The 14,741-nt window shown below is 55.0% G+C and carries 15 protein-coding genes; 10 read left to right on the plus strand and 5 right to left on the minus strand.

From position 1 onward, the window contains the following. Positions 1-125: 125 nt before the first annotated feature. The 3 genes from RDV48_21260 (at position 126) to RDV48_21270 (ending at position 2,342) form a co-directional block, all read left to right on the plus strand. The gene (locus RDV48_21260; protein ID MDQ7825343.1) at positions 126-368 is read left to right on the plus strand and encodes an AbrB/MazE/SpoVT family DNA-binding domain-containing protein; all 243 of its coding nucleotides are present in this window, start codon (positions 126-128) and stop codon (positions 366-368) included. Continuing rightward, a complete protein-coding gene (mazF, locus tag RDV48_21265; protein ID MDQ7825344.1) occupies positions 362-709 on the plus strand; it encodes an endoribonuclease MazF in 348 nt (115 codons plus the stop codon). Before RDV48_21260 ends, mazF begins: the two co-directional genes overlap by 7 nt. A 187-nt stretch (positions 710-896) precedes the next feature. Next, positions 897-2,342, plus strand: a complete 1,446-nt coding sequence (locus RDV48_21270; protein MDQ7825345.1) for a hypothetical protein — start codon at positions 897-899, stop codon at positions 2,340-2,342. Here RDV48_21270 and RDV48_21275 read toward each other — a convergent pair. Continuing rightward, complete coding sequence (locus tag RDV48_21275) at positions 2,308-3,693, minus strand: MATE family efflux transporter (protein ID MDQ7825346.1); 1,386 nt, start codon at positions 3,691-3,693, stop codon at positions 2,308-2,310. The two genes, RDV48_21270 and RDV48_21275, sit on opposite strands and share 35 nt — an antisense overlap. 669 nt (positions 3,694-4,362) lie before the next feature. Here RDV48_21275 and RDV48_21280 point away from each other — a divergent pair. From RDV48_21280 to RDV48_21300, 5 genes are all read left to right on the plus strand, one after another. Continuing rightward, positions 4,363-6,660, plus strand: a complete 2,298-nt coding sequence (locus RDV48_21280; GenBank protein MDQ7825347.1) for an HNH endonuclease signature motif containing protein — start codon at positions 4,363-4,365, stop codon at positions 6,658-6,660. A 51-nt stretch (positions 6,661-6,711) separates the two neighbouring features. Then, positions 6,712-7,686, plus strand: a complete 975-nt coding sequence (locus RDV48_21285; protein ID MDQ7825348.1) for a PfkB family carbohydrate kinase — start codon at positions 6,712-6,714, stop codon at positions 7,684-7,686. Positions 7,687-7,833: 147 nt separating this feature from the next. Next, positions 7,834-8,565 (plus strand): DUF364 domain-containing protein, encoded by a 732-nt coding sequence (locus RDV48_21290; GenBank protein ID MDQ7825349.1) that lies wholly within the window; start codon positions 7,834-7,836, stop codon positions 8,563-8,565. A gap of 41 nt (positions 8,566-8,606) precedes the next feature. Beyond that, positions 8,607-8,996: a 4Fe-4S binding protein gene (locus RDV48_21295; GenBank protein ID MDQ7825350.1), complete on the plus strand. Its 390-nt coding sequence runs from the start codon at positions 8,607-8,609 to the stop codon at positions 8,994-8,996. 4 nt (positions 8,997-9,000) lie between these two features. Further along, positions 9,001-9,801 carry a radical SAM protein gene (locus RDV48_21300; protein ID MDQ7825351.1) on the plus strand — a complete coding sequence of 267 codons (801 nt, stop codon included), beginning with the start codon at positions 9,001-9,003 and terminating at the stop codon, positions 9,799-9,801. Positions 9,802-9,811: 10 nt separating this feature from the next. Here the strand turns inward: RDV48_21300 and RDV48_21305 are convergent, their stop codons facing one another. The 4 genes from RDV48_21305 to RDV48_21320 form a co-directional block, all read right to left on the minus strand. Further along, positions 9,812-10,414 carry a histidine phosphatase family protein gene (locus tag RDV48_21305; protein MDQ7825352.1) on the minus strand — a complete coding sequence of 201 codons (603 nt, stop codon included), beginning with the start codon at positions 10,412-10,414 and terminating at the stop codon, positions 9,812-9,814. A 13-nt stretch (positions 10,415-10,427) separates the two neighbouring features. Further along, a complete protein-coding gene (locus RDV48_21310; protein MDQ7825353.1) occupies positions 10,428-10,898 on the minus strand; it encodes an HAD family hydrolase in 471 nt (156 codons plus the stop codon). A 348-nt stretch (positions 10,899-11,246) separates the two neighbouring features. Then, complete coding sequence (locus RDV48_21315) at positions 11,247-11,450, minus strand: hypothetical protein (protein ID MDQ7825354.1); 204 nt, start codon at positions 11,448-11,450, stop codon at positions 11,247-11,249. 315 nt (positions 11,451-11,765) lie between these two features. Next, positions 11,766-12,590 (minus strand): alpha/beta hydrolase, encoded by an 825-nt coding sequence (locus tag RDV48_21320; GenBank protein ID MDQ7825355.1) that lies wholly within the window; start codon positions 12,588-12,590, stop codon positions 11,766-11,768. Between the two features lie 355 nt (positions 12,591-12,945). On the opposite strand from RDV48_21320, the gene RDV48_21325 reads away from it, so the two are divergent. Beyond that, the gene (locus RDV48_21325) at positions 12,946-13,293 is read left to right on the plus strand and encodes a DUF4405 domain-containing protein (GenBank protein MDQ7825356.1); all 348 of its coding nucleotides are present in this window, start codon (positions 12,946-12,948) and stop codon (positions 13,291-13,293) included. Positions 13,294-13,592: 299 nt separating this feature from the next. Beyond that, a complete protein-coding gene (locus RDV48_21330; GenBank protein ID MDQ7825357.1) occupies positions 13,593-14,387 on the plus strand; it encodes an ankyrin repeat domain-containing protein in 795 nt (264 codons plus the stop codon). The last annotated feature ends 354 nt before the right edge of the window (positions 14,388-14,741 follow it).

The raw sequence follows: 14,741 nt of genomic DNA on the forward strand, positions 1-14,741 counted from the left end.
TTGTGTCCACAATCTCCCACAGGCATTTTCATTGCGAGTTATGCAGGGCTCTCCACCGCTCAGTGTTGAAAAGCCCGCACGAATAATGTATAATCAATGTAGACACATAAAGGAGCACCTCGAAAATGAGATTGAAAGTAAGAAAATGGGGAAACAGCCTGGCGATAAGAATACCGCGGGAGCTCGCAGCTTTGTCCCGCATCACCAATGATTCAAGTGTGGAAGTGGAGGTCTCTGAAAAGATGCTCATTCTGAGGCCCGTGGAAGAAAAGAAGCCGGCACTCTCAGAGCTGCTTCAGATGATAACGCCACAGAACCTTCATACAGAGATGGATTCAGGCCGGCCCCGGGGGAATGAGGCATGGTAGAAAGAAGAGACTTCATCCCGGAGAAGGGAGACATCGTTGCGCTGGTCTTTTCTCCCAAGCAGGGCCATGAACAGGCGGGAAAAAGGCCCGCCCTCGTGGTCTCGCCTTCAGAATACAACAGGAAAACTGGCCTCTTCCTTGCCTGCCCTGTGACAAGCAAAGTGAAGGGATATCCCTTCGAAGTGACCCTGCCTGATTTCATGACTACTCAAGGGGTTGTTCTTGCCGATCAGGTGAAAAGCCTTGACTGGAAACACCGGAAAGCAGCTTTCATCGAGAAGGCTCCCGAGGGCGTGCTCGGTGCCGTGACTGGCAGAATCAGGCTTCTTATCGGTGAATAGGGACTGAAGCTTCATCGCCTGCCCAGAATATCTTGAAATTCCTTACAATAAAAATTCCCAGGGCGCGTTTATCATACAGGAACTTTTATCAGGACCACCTCCTCATAGTGGGAAACACGGCGGCTGCGCTTCACAGAACGCGGGAATGGCGGGACAGAATCTACGGAGGGGGAGGAGGAGATACGCCATGAAGAGGCTTTTTTCTTTCATTATTCTTTTCATGATGCTCTTAGCGGCGGCCGGCTGCGGAGGTGGCTCCTCCGGCGGGGGGGGAGGCGCCGTTTCATACGGGGGCTCAACGGTGAGCCTCACACCTGATCCCGCGACGACTCCTGTACAGGTTTCAGGCCTGCAGCCCCCGATTGCGGTCATCATGAACCTCCATATGGATCCGGTAGGCACTATGGGAGCCACGGAAGCTCGCCTGAAAGAGTATGCCACGCACCGCCAGGCTTTTCTCTGGCTCAAGGAGCAGGCAGGGCGCCAGAAGTTTAAAATAAGCGCCGAATGCACCGGTCTCTATGCTGAATTCGCGGTGAAAAACGGCCACGAGGCCGATTTCTCCGAGTTCATGCCCGGGCGGTATCACATACTTGGCACCCATACGCACTCCCATTATAAAGGTGATGCTGACACAGGGCAGGATTACCACTGGACGGAGGATCCCGGCCACAGCGCCGCCACTGCCGACAAAATCTTTACCGACCAGATCGGCATGGTAAATCAGATTTTCACCAGGCAGGGCTTCAAGGAGACTGACAACGCCCTCTTCCATGGAAGCCAGAGCCACAGCGCCGACATGGCATCCTCCATGGGCACACCTCCGAACAGCAATTCCTATCCCAACTTTTTCACCACCATCGAGGGTCAGCGCCGTCTCTACCATCCCTACAGGTCGGGTGCAGAGACCGATGTCATCCAGGGGAAGGAGGATCTCTCCCAGCCTTTCATCGCGGTGCCCACCTCATCGGCGCTTTTCGGCTACAACGAGGTGCACGGGGCTGAAGGAATGCTTCAAGGCACCCTGCCTTATGTGCAGCGCGACTTTGTCCTTGAGTTCCTTGAGTGGAGATATTACCAGAATCACGGCCTCCCTGCACGTCCCTGGGTGTTCGGGATAGACGAGCACCCTTACCAGATAATGAGCCAGTGCATTGGAAGCGACGGGAAGCCCGTCCAGGAGACGCTCCCCCTTTTCTATGAGTGGCTCAACACGAATTTTATCGGCTCGGCCTCACAGTATGCAACTATCACCGATGTCAGCAATGCCTATAAAACCTGGGAGCAGCTTCATCCCGGAGAGCTCCTCTACCCTCCGGCCGGCACCGGGAAGATAGTGGCTGACCTGAAAATTATCGAGCTCTACCGGCGGCTTTTCGCAGGCGAAAAAAGCTGCTTCCTTGTCAGGCATTATGATACCGATTCCGTGAGAGTCTTTGAGTTTGCCAATGATCAGGGCGCAAGGCATGCAGTCTATTACACTGATGATCCGGCCCGCATCTCATCAACGCTCGATCTCTCCTCGAGCCTCTCCGGCGCCTATCACCTTATCTCTCTCTCAGGCTCCTCCGGGGAGGCGTCTCTCTCCTCCCTCCCTGTCACGCAGGATCCCCAGCTTCTGAGCCCGCGGTGACGGTGTGAAGGGTGTTCTTCTTCAGTTTCCTGTAATAATAGAATAGTATGCCCGCCGTCAGAAGCGATGAGACCATGTCGGAGGCGGGAGAGGCAGCCCATACTCCATTCAGTCTCCAGTAGATTGGGAATATGAGCACGAAGGGGATCAGGCATATGACCTGCCGGGACAGCGACAGGATTATTGCAATTTTTGCCTTTCCGATGGATTGAAAGAAGTTGGAAGTGACAATCTGAAAGCCCACGATGGGAAACGCCATCATGAAAATCCTCATTCCCGAGGAGGTAAGATTTATCAAGTGCGGATCGTTGGTAAAAGCCCTGGCAATCTGAACCGGAAAGAGCACCGTTACCAGGAAGCCCGCCATGGAGATCACCGTTGCCCACAATACCGTCATTTTAAAAGCCTGCACCACCCTGTCCAGGAGCCCGGCCCCGTAATTATAGCCCACAATGGGCTGCATGCCCAGCGTAAAGCCAAAGACAATCATCACGATAAGCCCCACGATGCTGTTGATAATGCCGAATGCCCCGATTGCCATGTCACCGCCCTGCCTGCCCAGTTGAAGGTTCATTATGATGGAAACCAGGCAGGCACCGCTGTGAAGGAGAAAGGGGGACATCCCGATGGCAAAGATATCGGAAACGATGCTCGCGGAGAGCCTGAAGCCCTCGGGGCGAAAACGGATGTAAGGCTTTCTGCTGATAAAATGTGCCAGGACCCAGATCATCCCGACAGCCTGGGAGAGCACCGTTGCGGCGGCAGCGCCCCTGATTCCCCATTTGCAGACAAAGATGAACACCGGGGCGAGGACTACGTTGAAGGATACCGTAAGCAGAATGGAGATCATCGCTTTCTCAGGGTAGCCTGAGGCACGCATGATGCTGTTCAGGCCGAAAAAGATATAGGTAATGACATTTCCCCACAGGATAATCTCCATGAAATCCCGGGCAAAAGGGATTGTAGCGGTGCTAGCGCCGAAAAGAAAGAGAATTTCATCGAGAAAGATGAGGGAGAGAACCGAAAAGAGTGTCCCAATGATGAGGTTCAATACAAGTGCGTTGCCAAGAGTGCATATGGCATCTTCGCGGCGCTTTTCGCCCATCCGGATGGAGACAATCGCCGCAGCTCCGGCACCGACAAGGGTACCAAGGGCGATGGCAAGGTTCATGAGCGGCAGAGTGAGGGCCAGCCCCGAAATTGCCAGTGCACCCACGCCCTGGCCGATGAAGATTCGGTCGATGACGTTGTAGAGTGAAATTGCCGTGGTAGCGACGATTGCCGGAATTGAATAGCTCCAGAACAATGTCCCGACACTCTTCTCCTCGAGTTCCCTGGGGTTTTCATTCATTTTTTTTGATTCCTGATCACCGCTTCAGCAGTCCGGTTATTATTACCTTATTGATGGAGCGATATCCTCTTGATTACTTCCTGGGAGCACTTCTCTCTTCATGCATCAAAGGCAGCCCCGCAAGTAACAGCAGGATTGTAAGAATCAGGGGCGCACCCTCAATTCTTTGAAGGCCCGGCAGAAGTAAGAATCCGGCACAATAACTGACCCTGCATGAGTGCCTGAGCCTGTATTAAGTATTGAACTGCTGACGGCTTTTCAAGCCCTGTCCATTGCTGCCATATGCAGAATTGATGCGTGCCGTCGTAAAAGGACTTTGAGAATCTCTGTTTTTCAACAGGTACCGGAGTTGTGGCATCGCCCCTTTAAAAAATCGATGGAGACGAAAGAATTATTTTCGGAAGTATTCTTTTGCCAAAGGTGCGGTTTACCCTTGCGGAGAGGGCACTATATCTTTGCAGGAGAGCATTTTGGAGCTTTTTGCCGGCAAAAACACAAAACATGCCTTTCCCGCTCTCCTGATGCCATGCAGCGATGACTCTCAAAATCAATGTACACCTTATATTCTGCAGGCAGACCTTTTGACATGCCATCTCTTATGGAGTATAATTAAATATGGGATACACATGTAACCCCTGACGGAGACAACACAACGAAAGGAGGATCATTGTGAATACCGGCGCGATCCGCGAGTATCCCGGCTACGAGGCCACCATGGAGGGCGGGCAGGTCTTCAAGGCCATCCCCGGCCTCCCGCTGGTCACGTACGGCGCCGACGAGGTGCTCTCGCGGTCGAACTGCCGCCACATTTTCAGGGATCTCACGGCGGAGGTCCTGGACTGGAACCTCTGGTGCCTCTCTTCCGCCGGGGTCAGGCTCGATCTCCTCATCGGGGAGGCACTTCTCTCCCTCAACGGGAGGCTCGAGAAGCTCGGCTACGTTCGTGTCGGCGACTTTGTGCGCGAGGAGCTGGGGATCTCGTCCAGGAGCGGCTATGAGCTGATGCGGAACGCCCAGGCGCTGCAGAAGCTTCCCCTCATCAGAGAGGCTCTAGAAAAGGGGCAGCTCCGTAAGAGCGCCCTGCGGTATCTTTTCCAGGTCGTGACGCCTGAGACCGAGGGGGAATGGCTCGCAAAGGCCATGGATTCAACCATAAGAGCACTGGAAGAGGAGGTGAAGCGTTTTAAAGCCGGGGAGGCCGGCACAGATGCATCGGGGGATGCTGAAGGCGGCCCCGTGGAGTGCGGCATCAATGCCTTCGTCGCCGTGGATGACGACGAAGAGGGCATTGGGAGCCTTGCGGTGAGCGTGCGGGTTCCTTTTCCTGTTGCCGCGAAGTGGGACAGGGCGCTGGAGGTCTTCCGCAGGATCGAGGAGGCGGAGCTCCAGTCGGAGTCGTTCGTGGAGGCGCTCCTTGCCGAATTCGTTGCTTCGTCGCCGCTTGAGGGTATCGGGAGCCTGGGCCTGGAGGAACAGGGGCCTGAGGCTCAGGAAGCCGCGGGAGCTTCTCTCTGCCGCCTGCATGGGAATGGATCCCAGGGAGTCTGCGCCACCCACGGCGATGAGGCATACTCTCACGATGGCCCTGATGCTTCCGGCACCGGGGAAAGAGGCGCCGATCACGTCATCGGGGAGAAGGTGCTTCTCCTTGGCGCCATGGCGGGGGTAATCGGCTCTCTCAGTGACGAGGTCTCCTTCGGCGAACGGGAAAAGGAACTGGCCCGCCAGGTCCACAGGGACCTCGAAGAGGTGTCGCACCTCTGGGAGTTCCTCCCCTGGAAGCCCGTCACGGTGGAGCTTCCCAAGGAGCTCCAGGCTCCCGGTGGCTCTGCGCCTTCTCCCGCCGATCCTTTTGAAACGCTCGCACGGCTGAGGTCGATGGCAGCCCTTCGCCACTCCCTCTCTTTCTACCAGGGGCGCCTCCTTCGGACCCTCAACAATTTCGGCCTCTACAAGGACATGCTCTTCCTCTCCCTGGGACACTATACCAGGGAGCGCCTCGGGATTTCCCGGAGCACCGCGTATTCCTTAATCTCATTAGAAAGGAGCTATTTAGAGTATCCTGATATGCTCGACCTCGTCAAGGTGGGGAAGCTCACCCCCGAGCAGGCGCGCCTGCTCTCAAAAGTCTTCATTGAGGGAACCCGCGTCCAGGGTGCGTGGCTCTCCTACGCCCAGGAGGTCCCGGTGGCCACCCTCATCCAGGCTGTCGAGGGGTTCCTCCGCTTCGCGAAGAGGGCTGTCCACAAAAAATGGGATATCCATCCCGAGGCTTTCGAGGTGGCCGTCACGGGGAGGTCCGTCAAGAGGATTTCCCTTGCACTCTCTAATGTCACGGAACCCAGTGGGGACGAGGGTTTGGACGCTCCAGTCCAAAAATTCGCATACGAAGGTGGGGGCCCCTCCCGCCAGGATGGCCTCACCTCCGTCATCTGGCAGGTCACCGGGGGCCGGGAGCACCCCGAGCTCTCCGAGATCCTCTCCATCCTCTCGGGAGAGGCCCCACAAGAGGGGACCTTCGGATCAAACCCCTTAGAGAGGGGCGCCTTTCTCCGCTTCTTCCTGAAACGGGACCTCATCCCCCTCTGGAATCACGCGGTGAGGCTCTGGAAAGCCTGCAGGCCGGAAGCGGCCGCCGATGGCGGGCAGGACCTCGCCCTCTTTATCGAGGCTCTCCTTGACGCCTTCCTCTCCGCCTGGGACCTCCCTGAAAAAAGGGATATCCATCACCGCACCCTGGCCCGTGATAATTACCAGTGCCAGGCTCCCGGCTGCCGGTGCCGGCGCAATCTGAACGGCCATCATATCAGGTTCCGCTCCCACGGCGGCCCCACCACCGAGGGCAATCTCATCACCCTCTGCAGGGCTCACCACCTGCGGTGCCTCCACGAGGGTAACCTCGTCATCAGGGGCACGGCACCGCATCACCTCACCTTCATATTTCCCCGCAGCGGGAGAAGCAGGTGAAGGCTGACACCTGGAGACCGGAGCTCTTTTTCCTGACCATTTTCGAAGGATATGGTATTTCAACCGGGGAATATCGTGAAGGCCATGAAGTTTGTGACTGTCACTGCAGACCCTTTTCTGTCGTGGAGACTTGCGGCGCCTTCATTATCCCAGCCTGGAATAATCAGGGCCGGTGGCGGGGTAAAAACCCCGGGAGGCAGCGGCATCGGTATTTCCCGAGTCCTTCAGATGCTGGGGGAGAAGACCGTGGCCCTCGTCCCTTTTGGCGGCTCATCAGGTCTCGAGTTTATTGAGAGTGCAAAGGAAGAGCCCTTCGCTTTCCACCCCGTCCCCGTGTCAGGCACCACGAGATACAGGCTAGTCCTGGTCGATGAAAGCACAGAGGACACGATGGAAATTGATACTCCCGGCTCTCCCCTGAGCGAAAGCGACTGGCAGAGCCTCCTGCGCGAAGCCTCAGATATATGCAGCGAGGGAGACTGGGCAGTGGCGGCAGGCCCCCTGGCGCCGGGGATCCCTGACGATTTTTACCGTTTTCTTTCGGGCCGCCTCAGGGAAAGAGGCGCGATGATGGCTCTGGATGCTTCGGGAGCCCCCCTGGAAAGGGCTCTGCACTACAAGGGCATTCTCCGTCCCCATATAGTGAAAATGACCATTGCAGGGCTCTCCGGGCTTTGGAGGGCAGCGCTCTCCTCGCTGGATGAGATATGGGCGCAGGGCTACCGCTTCCCCGAAGGCCCCGAGTTCCTTATCTCCCATGATAGTGAGGGCGCTCTTGTGCTGAGCCGCAATGGATGCTGGGAGGGGAGATCCCTTCATGCAGGGGCTCATTGCAGGGGGGGCGGAGAAGACGCGCTGCTTGCCGGTTACGTGTTGATGCGCCAGCGAGGCTCCCATGAGCCTGACGCGCTCAAACATGCCCTTGCCTGTGCCGATGCCTCAGATGCTCTCCCTCCAGGCCGATCCCTGGACTCAGGCCTCATAAAAAGCTCTCTCAGCGCCATTGAAATCCGGCGAAAAGGATGACATGCGCGGAGATATGCCCTGAATTTGCGGTCTTGACAAAAAGCAGAGGATCGGGTACACTATTATATGTAAATTACATATATATTCCCCTGATACTTCAGAGAACTGCTGAAAAGCTCATAATTATTGATAAGGAGCATTACAGGCATGCGCATAATCAAGGATCTTATTGATTCTGTCGCCGGGGACCACCGTGTCCGTGACGTGAGGGCCTGCTGCTACTGGACAGCCGTTTCAAGCAGAGGGTGCGGCCTGGCGTCAACCTTTATAACTCCCTGCCCTCATCACCAGAAGCCAATGGTGAAAAACTGCGGGAAGCTCACAGAGCTCAGCGCAAAGGCTCTTGCCGAGTATTCCCTGTCGGATCACCTCCTCGAGGCCACCCTGGGGATGGCCGCCCTCAACTCCCTCATCGAGGTGGATGTCTCTCAATGCTCGCAGGACAACGCCTTCAGAGCGATTGCGCATCACTCTGAAGGCAAAAAAGTTGTGGTAGTGGGTAATTTCCCCTTCACTGCAAAGCTTGCCCCTCTTGCGGCAGACCTGGTGATACTCCAGAAGCCCAAGGGCGAGTGCCCGCTCCCGGGAGAAGATGAAAAGAGGGCTCTCAGGGAGGCGGAAGTGGCGGTTATCACGGGAACCTCGCTCATCAATCATTCTCTGGAGGTGCTCCTGGAGTGTATAAACCCAAAGGCGCTGAAAATCATGGTGGGTCCCACAACCCCCCTCTCGCCGGTGCTCTTTGACCATGGATTTGATTACCTCTCGGGGATAAAAGTGGCCGACGAGGCATTGATGATGCGGAGCATAAGCGAAGGCGCCACCTTCAAGGAAATACAGGGAGTGATGCTTCTCACCATGAAGAAAAACGGGAAATAGGGATTTCATGGAACAATGAAAAATGAGAAAGGGGAGCTGAAATGAGCGTTAAGATGCTTCAGGGTGGTGGAGAAAGAAGGGGCTGGTGCAGGCTCGGCTTCTGGGGGATAGTGGGGACCATTGCGGTGGAGGCGCTCCAGATGTATATGGGTTCCAGGAAGAAAAGCCAGGAGCAGGGGCGCCTGGAGGCGGATCCCGGGCACCGATGCAGGGAGATTGAAGCCCCGGAACCTCAGGATAGCTCCATTAAATTCCTTATTGACAGCGCCCTCTGCACCGGGTGCGGAACCTGCCTCACCTCATGCAGGAGCGGCGCAATAATCCTGGAAGGCGGCAGGGCGCTGCTTGACGCGGAGAAATGCACGGGATGCCAGGCTTGCTATGAAGCCTGCCCTGAAGGAGCAGTGATAAAGCAGGTGAGAAAGTGCTGAAACTATGACCATGCGGAAAAAGAGCATTTCTGAAAGCAGGAAAACAGTGGTCTACGGGCCCGTTACTTCCTGGCGCCTCGGGAGGTCACTCGGGATCGACCTTATTTCAACGCAGAAAAAGGGCTGCACCTTCGACTGCGTCTATTGCCAGCTCGGAAAGAGCACTCACCGTGTGACGGAAAGAAGGGTATTTGTCCCGGCCTGCGAGGTGCTGGCCCAGGTTGAAGCATTGAGAGACTGCATCGCCGATTATTATACTTTTTCCGGCATGGGAGAGCCGACTCTTGCAGCAAACATTGGCGAAGTGATTCAAAAAATCAAGAGTGTCTCCCCTGTGCCCGTCGCTGTGCTCACCAACAGCTCACTGATCTCAAAGGCGGAGGTGAGGGATGAACTGTCCTTTGCCGATTATGTCATTGCCAAGCTTGACGGGGCCTGTGAGGAAACTTTCGGGAAGGTGAACAGGCCGTCAAAAGGCTTCACGCTCCAGGGCATTATTGAAGGGCTCATTGAATTCAAGAAAATATTTAAGGGCCGGCTCGCCATACAGACCATGGTGACGGAAGAAAATGCAGGTGAGGTTAGGGCCATGGCAGCAGTGGTGAAGAAGATCGGCCCTCATGAGATTCAGATCAATACACCGTTTCGCCCCTGTAAAGTGAAGCCCCTTGAAAGGGATGAGATATATGCTCTGAAAAATGCCTTCCAGGGCATCAATGTGCTTACTGTATATGACCGGGAAAGAAGAACTCCGCACGAACCGCTCTCCCTGGAGGAGACCCTCAGGAGAAGGCCCGCGCTGTAAAATTCAGCTATTACTCCGCGAGATGCTCCACAGAGTTATAAGCCTTTACATGCCAGCCTGAGCCGTCATGCTCGATTATGGTAAGGCACGCGTTCTTTATTTTTGTCTCCCCCACGTCGATGGTTCCTGCCGAGACTGCCTTGAGAAGCGAGTTAATCACCGCGCCGTGGGTGACAAGCACTACTCTTTTCCCGCCGTAGCCTGCCATTATACCCCGCAGTCCTTCCAGTACCCTCTTTTCAAGGTCATCATCGCTTTCCTTCCCTGGAACGTTTCCCTCAGGGAAGGCAAGCTCCTGCTCCTGGTGAGTAAGGCCTGATGATTTCCCGAAATCCCGCTCGATGAAGGCCTCATCAGGGAGCAATGGAGTGATCTCCAGCGCGAGCCTTATGATATCGGCCGTTACGAAGGCTCTCTTCAATGGGCTTGCAATGATCACATCCCAGCTGAACCCTGCCAGGTGGGCGGCGATTTCCGATGCCTGCTTTTTGCCCGCTTCGTTGAGCTCTGTGTCTTCTCTGCCCTGGAATTTTCTCTCCCTGTTCCAGTCCGTCTCCCCATGCCTCACCATGCAGATGGTGGTCACCAGTGCCTTCTTCTGTACTTCCTTCATTGATGCCACTCTTTCATCCTCTCAGGCCCGCGATGAGCCTTTCCGGCTTCAGTAAAAGATCGAGGCCATCCTGAGCTGAAGGAACCACGATATGGGAAGCCGCCATAGAAGCGGGAGAAGCGCCTTCAGGCCCGAGCACGCAGATTCCGAGAGCTGCCTCCTTGAGCATGAAACTGTCGTTGAAACCATTCCCCATGGCTGCCGTCCTGCCAGCACCATAATCCCTGAGAACCGCCGCCTTTCCCTCCCGCTCGCCAGAATGAGCGATGCGCCGGAGCTCTATTCCTAAATTCGCCGCAACGGCCGATGCGTTATTCCTCGTATCGACAGTAGCGATCACTATCTTCACCTTCTGCCTGAGAAGGACTATCCTCTCTGAGACCTCAGGGGAGACTATGCCGTCAACAGTCAGTGTCCCGTTCAGGTCCAGGAGCAGGGTCTCAATCACAAGAAGCCCTCTCCCGGGGATCTCAATGGTTATCATGGCTTTTCCTTTCTGCCCGGAGCTCACCCCATGACTTCGTTCCGCCTCTCCCGCTCCCCTCCTCATCATAGTGCCGGGATACATTGATTATTGCCTCATTTCTGCCGTAAGCCATGCGATGAAGCATGATAAGCATTCCCTGTGCGCGTATGTGTCAGGCCTCATCATCTCCATTGTCTTCGCCTTTTTCAATGTGAGAAGATGCTGCAGCTTCAGAAAGAAGACTTCAGATGAAGGGGAGGAAAAGAGGCGGGGGGGGCCTGGATCGTTTTTTTCACCGAGCAGAGCTCGGCAGATTTTATCAGCGCCCTCGCGTATCTCCATTTGACTCACTCCTTCACAGCGGAATCAATGCTCCTCACTTTTTTGTTTCTCGAGGCCATACCTGGCGATAACCTCCATTTTTTCCCCTTCGGGCAGGGACTTCATATAATATTTCCAGCCCGGGCAGAAATTAATATGCCAGCGCCAGACAAGTCCCAGGATTGACCGGGGATTGCGGTCATAGATCCCCCTGAAAAAGCAGCGGGCACACATGTGAAATGCCATCATGACCTCCATTCATCACTGTCAGCAGTTTCAAAAAATTGTTCCTGCCAGACGCTTTGATAATAGTAAAGACATTCCCCCTGCCCGGCCGGCATATCCTCCCGGATCACTATCCAGTCCCAGTGGCAGTGGATGTGATAGAATGCGGGGACTATGAAATTACCTCATCGGCCAGGGACTTGAAAATCCACCTCAGGAACCCTGTCGCGGTGACCGTGAGAAACGATAAGAGCTGGGCCATATTGATATAATAGCGTTTTTTCACTTTCACTCTGCCTCCTTAAAATAAATAGGCACACTTCCCATGACACTCCCTCCTCAAAACCCGATGTGATTCCTGATAAACTCAAGGGTAACCATATTGAATTGCCTCGCCATTTCAATATGAAGCAGGTGACTTGCCTTCTCCCCCCTGAAAAAGTGAAAACGGGAACCCCTGATGGCCTCTGCTACTTTCACTGCATAGGCGGGATGAATGAGCGCATCACCCTCTCCGGCAATGACATGCGTCGGGATATCAATATCCCCGAGGCGGTCCAGGGCATTGTGGGAACATGCTGCATGCCACTGCCCGATGAGACCCTGCCGGGTGGGACGGCCAGTGCCATTCTCTTTATTCCCATCACTGAGCTGTTCTATGAGTCCTGGAACAGTTTCGAGGAGCAGGGGGCTGAATGCCAGCGAATAGACATATGCAGTGTATTCTTCCACCAGTCCCTGATCGAGGAGTGTGCACATCACGCGGCTCAGATTCCTTATCCGCTCATCACTGCGGCCCCATGTGACAGAAAGCTGCAGGGTCAGGAGCCTTTCAGGGTGCCGCAGTACCAGCTCCTGGGCTATGACTGAGCCCAGTGACTGGCCTACCACATGAGCCTTTTCTATACCAAGAGCTTCCATCAGGGCCGCCGTATCATCCGCCATGGCATGAACAGAATAGGTATCTTTATGGAGGGGGACATCACTTCTGCCGATACCCCTGTTATCAAAGGTGATTGCCCTGAAATACCTGCTGAATTCAGCGACCTGGGGAATCCAGGCGGCATGGTCCGCCCCGACTCCTGCAATGAAAATGAGGGGAACACCGGCGCCGGCCTCCTCATAGTAACAGGAAATGCCGGTTTCAAGCCGAACAGTGGGCATGAAGAACTCCTGAACTTTCCCGTAGCTCCAAGGGTGTCTTTAATATATGTAACATACATATATAATACCTCATATATCACTTCTTTGTCAAGGGATGAGCGGATTCACCAGGCTGGAGCGGCATGGGTGGGATGACAGCCATCTCCCGCCTCTCAAAAAGCCCGGAAAGCGCTTCCTATGAGTAGAACAGGGAACGAGGGTTCATGAGAACTTATGCCGCCTCCAGCCAACATGCCCGGCGGCGAGATAATTATTGTCTTGAGAGTGCACTTTATGATATTATGAGAGCATCGGGGGAAACCCAAAATCAACATTGGGCTCTTCATATACTGCAAGCTACGAAAGAAGTGAAACCATGAGAAGAACGGCGCTGAATTTCCTGATTGACTGCCTGAGCCTGGTTATCCTCTTTGGTCTGGTAGGAACCGGGGCGATAATTAAATGGATCCTGCCGCCGGGAAGCGGGGGGCAGGGACGGGCCCTCCACGGTGGTCAAGGAGGGGAGCATATAAGGCAATTCATCGGGATGGGCCGCCACAGCTGGGGTGATATCCATTTCGTGCTTGCCCTGCTCTTTGTGGTACTGGTATTCGTCCACATAATGCTGCACTGGCAATGGATAAAATGCTTTGTCAGCCCGCAGACAGGTGCGGCCTCCCCCAAAGCCGGGCCAGCCGGTGAAGATGACAGATGCCTTCCTTAAGAGAGCGCTTGTGGTGGCTTTGCCTGGCATGAGATTGATCCCAAATGCACCTTTTTGGTATAATCACCTCAGGGGGCCGGATTAAAGTTCCTATCCTTAACAGGGGCTGCAGTCCCGCCGGAAAGCGGGGCTGCCTTAAAAATGCTGACGACAAGCGATTTTCAGCCTCGCATCTCTGAGCGTGGGGTAACCCCGTGAAGGGAGTGCTCCCTCGAGGGATCTTCAAGGTGGCAGGGGGGCGCAAGGAGAAGATCGGTCGGAGTCGCACCACAGAGCATGTATGAAAGGAGTTCGAGAAAATGAGGAATCTCTGGGTGCTCATCATTTCCTTGGTGGCGCTGCTGGTTGCGGGGTGCGCCAGCGAGAGCGCCCGGGCCCGCAAGGAGCTGGAAAGGAAAAATGTCGCCTATGCTGATGAAGCCTTTTTCCAGGCAGTCAATGACGGGAGAACCGCTGATGTCGTACTGTTCCTGAAAGCCGGCAAGGAAGTCACCGCGAAGAACAGTGACGGCAGGACAGCCCTCCACGTGGCAGGCGCCGCAGGCCGGAGGGAGATAGCGGAGCTCCTCATCATGAAGGGTGCCGCGGTGAATGAGAAGGATGTGAAATATGGATTCACCCCGCTGCATATGGCATGCACAATGGGCCACAAGGAGACTGCCGCGCTTCTCATCGCCAAGGGTGCCGCAGTCAATGAAAAAGGCAGCCAGAACGGATTCACGCCCCTCATCCTTGCCTGCAAGGGAGACTTCAGCGATATCGCGGAGCTCCTCATCGAGAACGGCGCCGATGTGAAGATGAAAGACGGCAATGACTGGACGGCCCTCCACTGGGCGGCCCTGGAAGACAGAAAAGAAGCGGCGGAGCTGCTCATTGAAAAGGGCGCCGACTGCAATGCGAAAAACAATAACGGCTATACGCCACTTCACGAGGCAGCAAAAAAGGGGAGCCTCAAAGCGGCGGAGCTGCTTGTCAACAAGGGAGCCGACATCAACGTGAGAAACAGCCAGAGCGAGACGCCTCTCGGCGTGGCCCGCAGTAAAGGCAGAAGGGAGGTATATGACCTTATAAGGTCAAGGGGCGGGATTCAATGACCCTGCCCAGAGAGAGCTCAAAACAGGTTTTACAGGACTTTCCCTGTCCTGAAAAAAGATCGGAGATTCATACATCTGAACCTGCAGCACATCCCTCACAATGAGCGTTTACCCCCGATCCTTACATGAGAAGGCTAACTTTGTCAAGACCACGTGGTGGTCATTGCCAGCCGATATCCTTAAGCCTATAGCCATCCATCCCTGTTTCAAGCTTTTTGGGGAGTTTTTCCGGACGTTTAAGCTTACTCAGGCGTCTGGAAAAACCAGCACGAAGTGAATCCGTATTTTGCCCATTCCTTTGAAGTCCACCTCCCACGCTTACATTCGCACTCTTGATGGATCATATCTTAGTGA

The organism is Candidatus Eremiobacterota bacterium, from assembly GCA_031082125.1.
In the GTDB taxonomy this organism is placed as follows: domain Bacteria; phylum Vulcanimicrobiota; class CADAWZ01; order CADAWZ01; family Ess09-12; genus Ess09-12.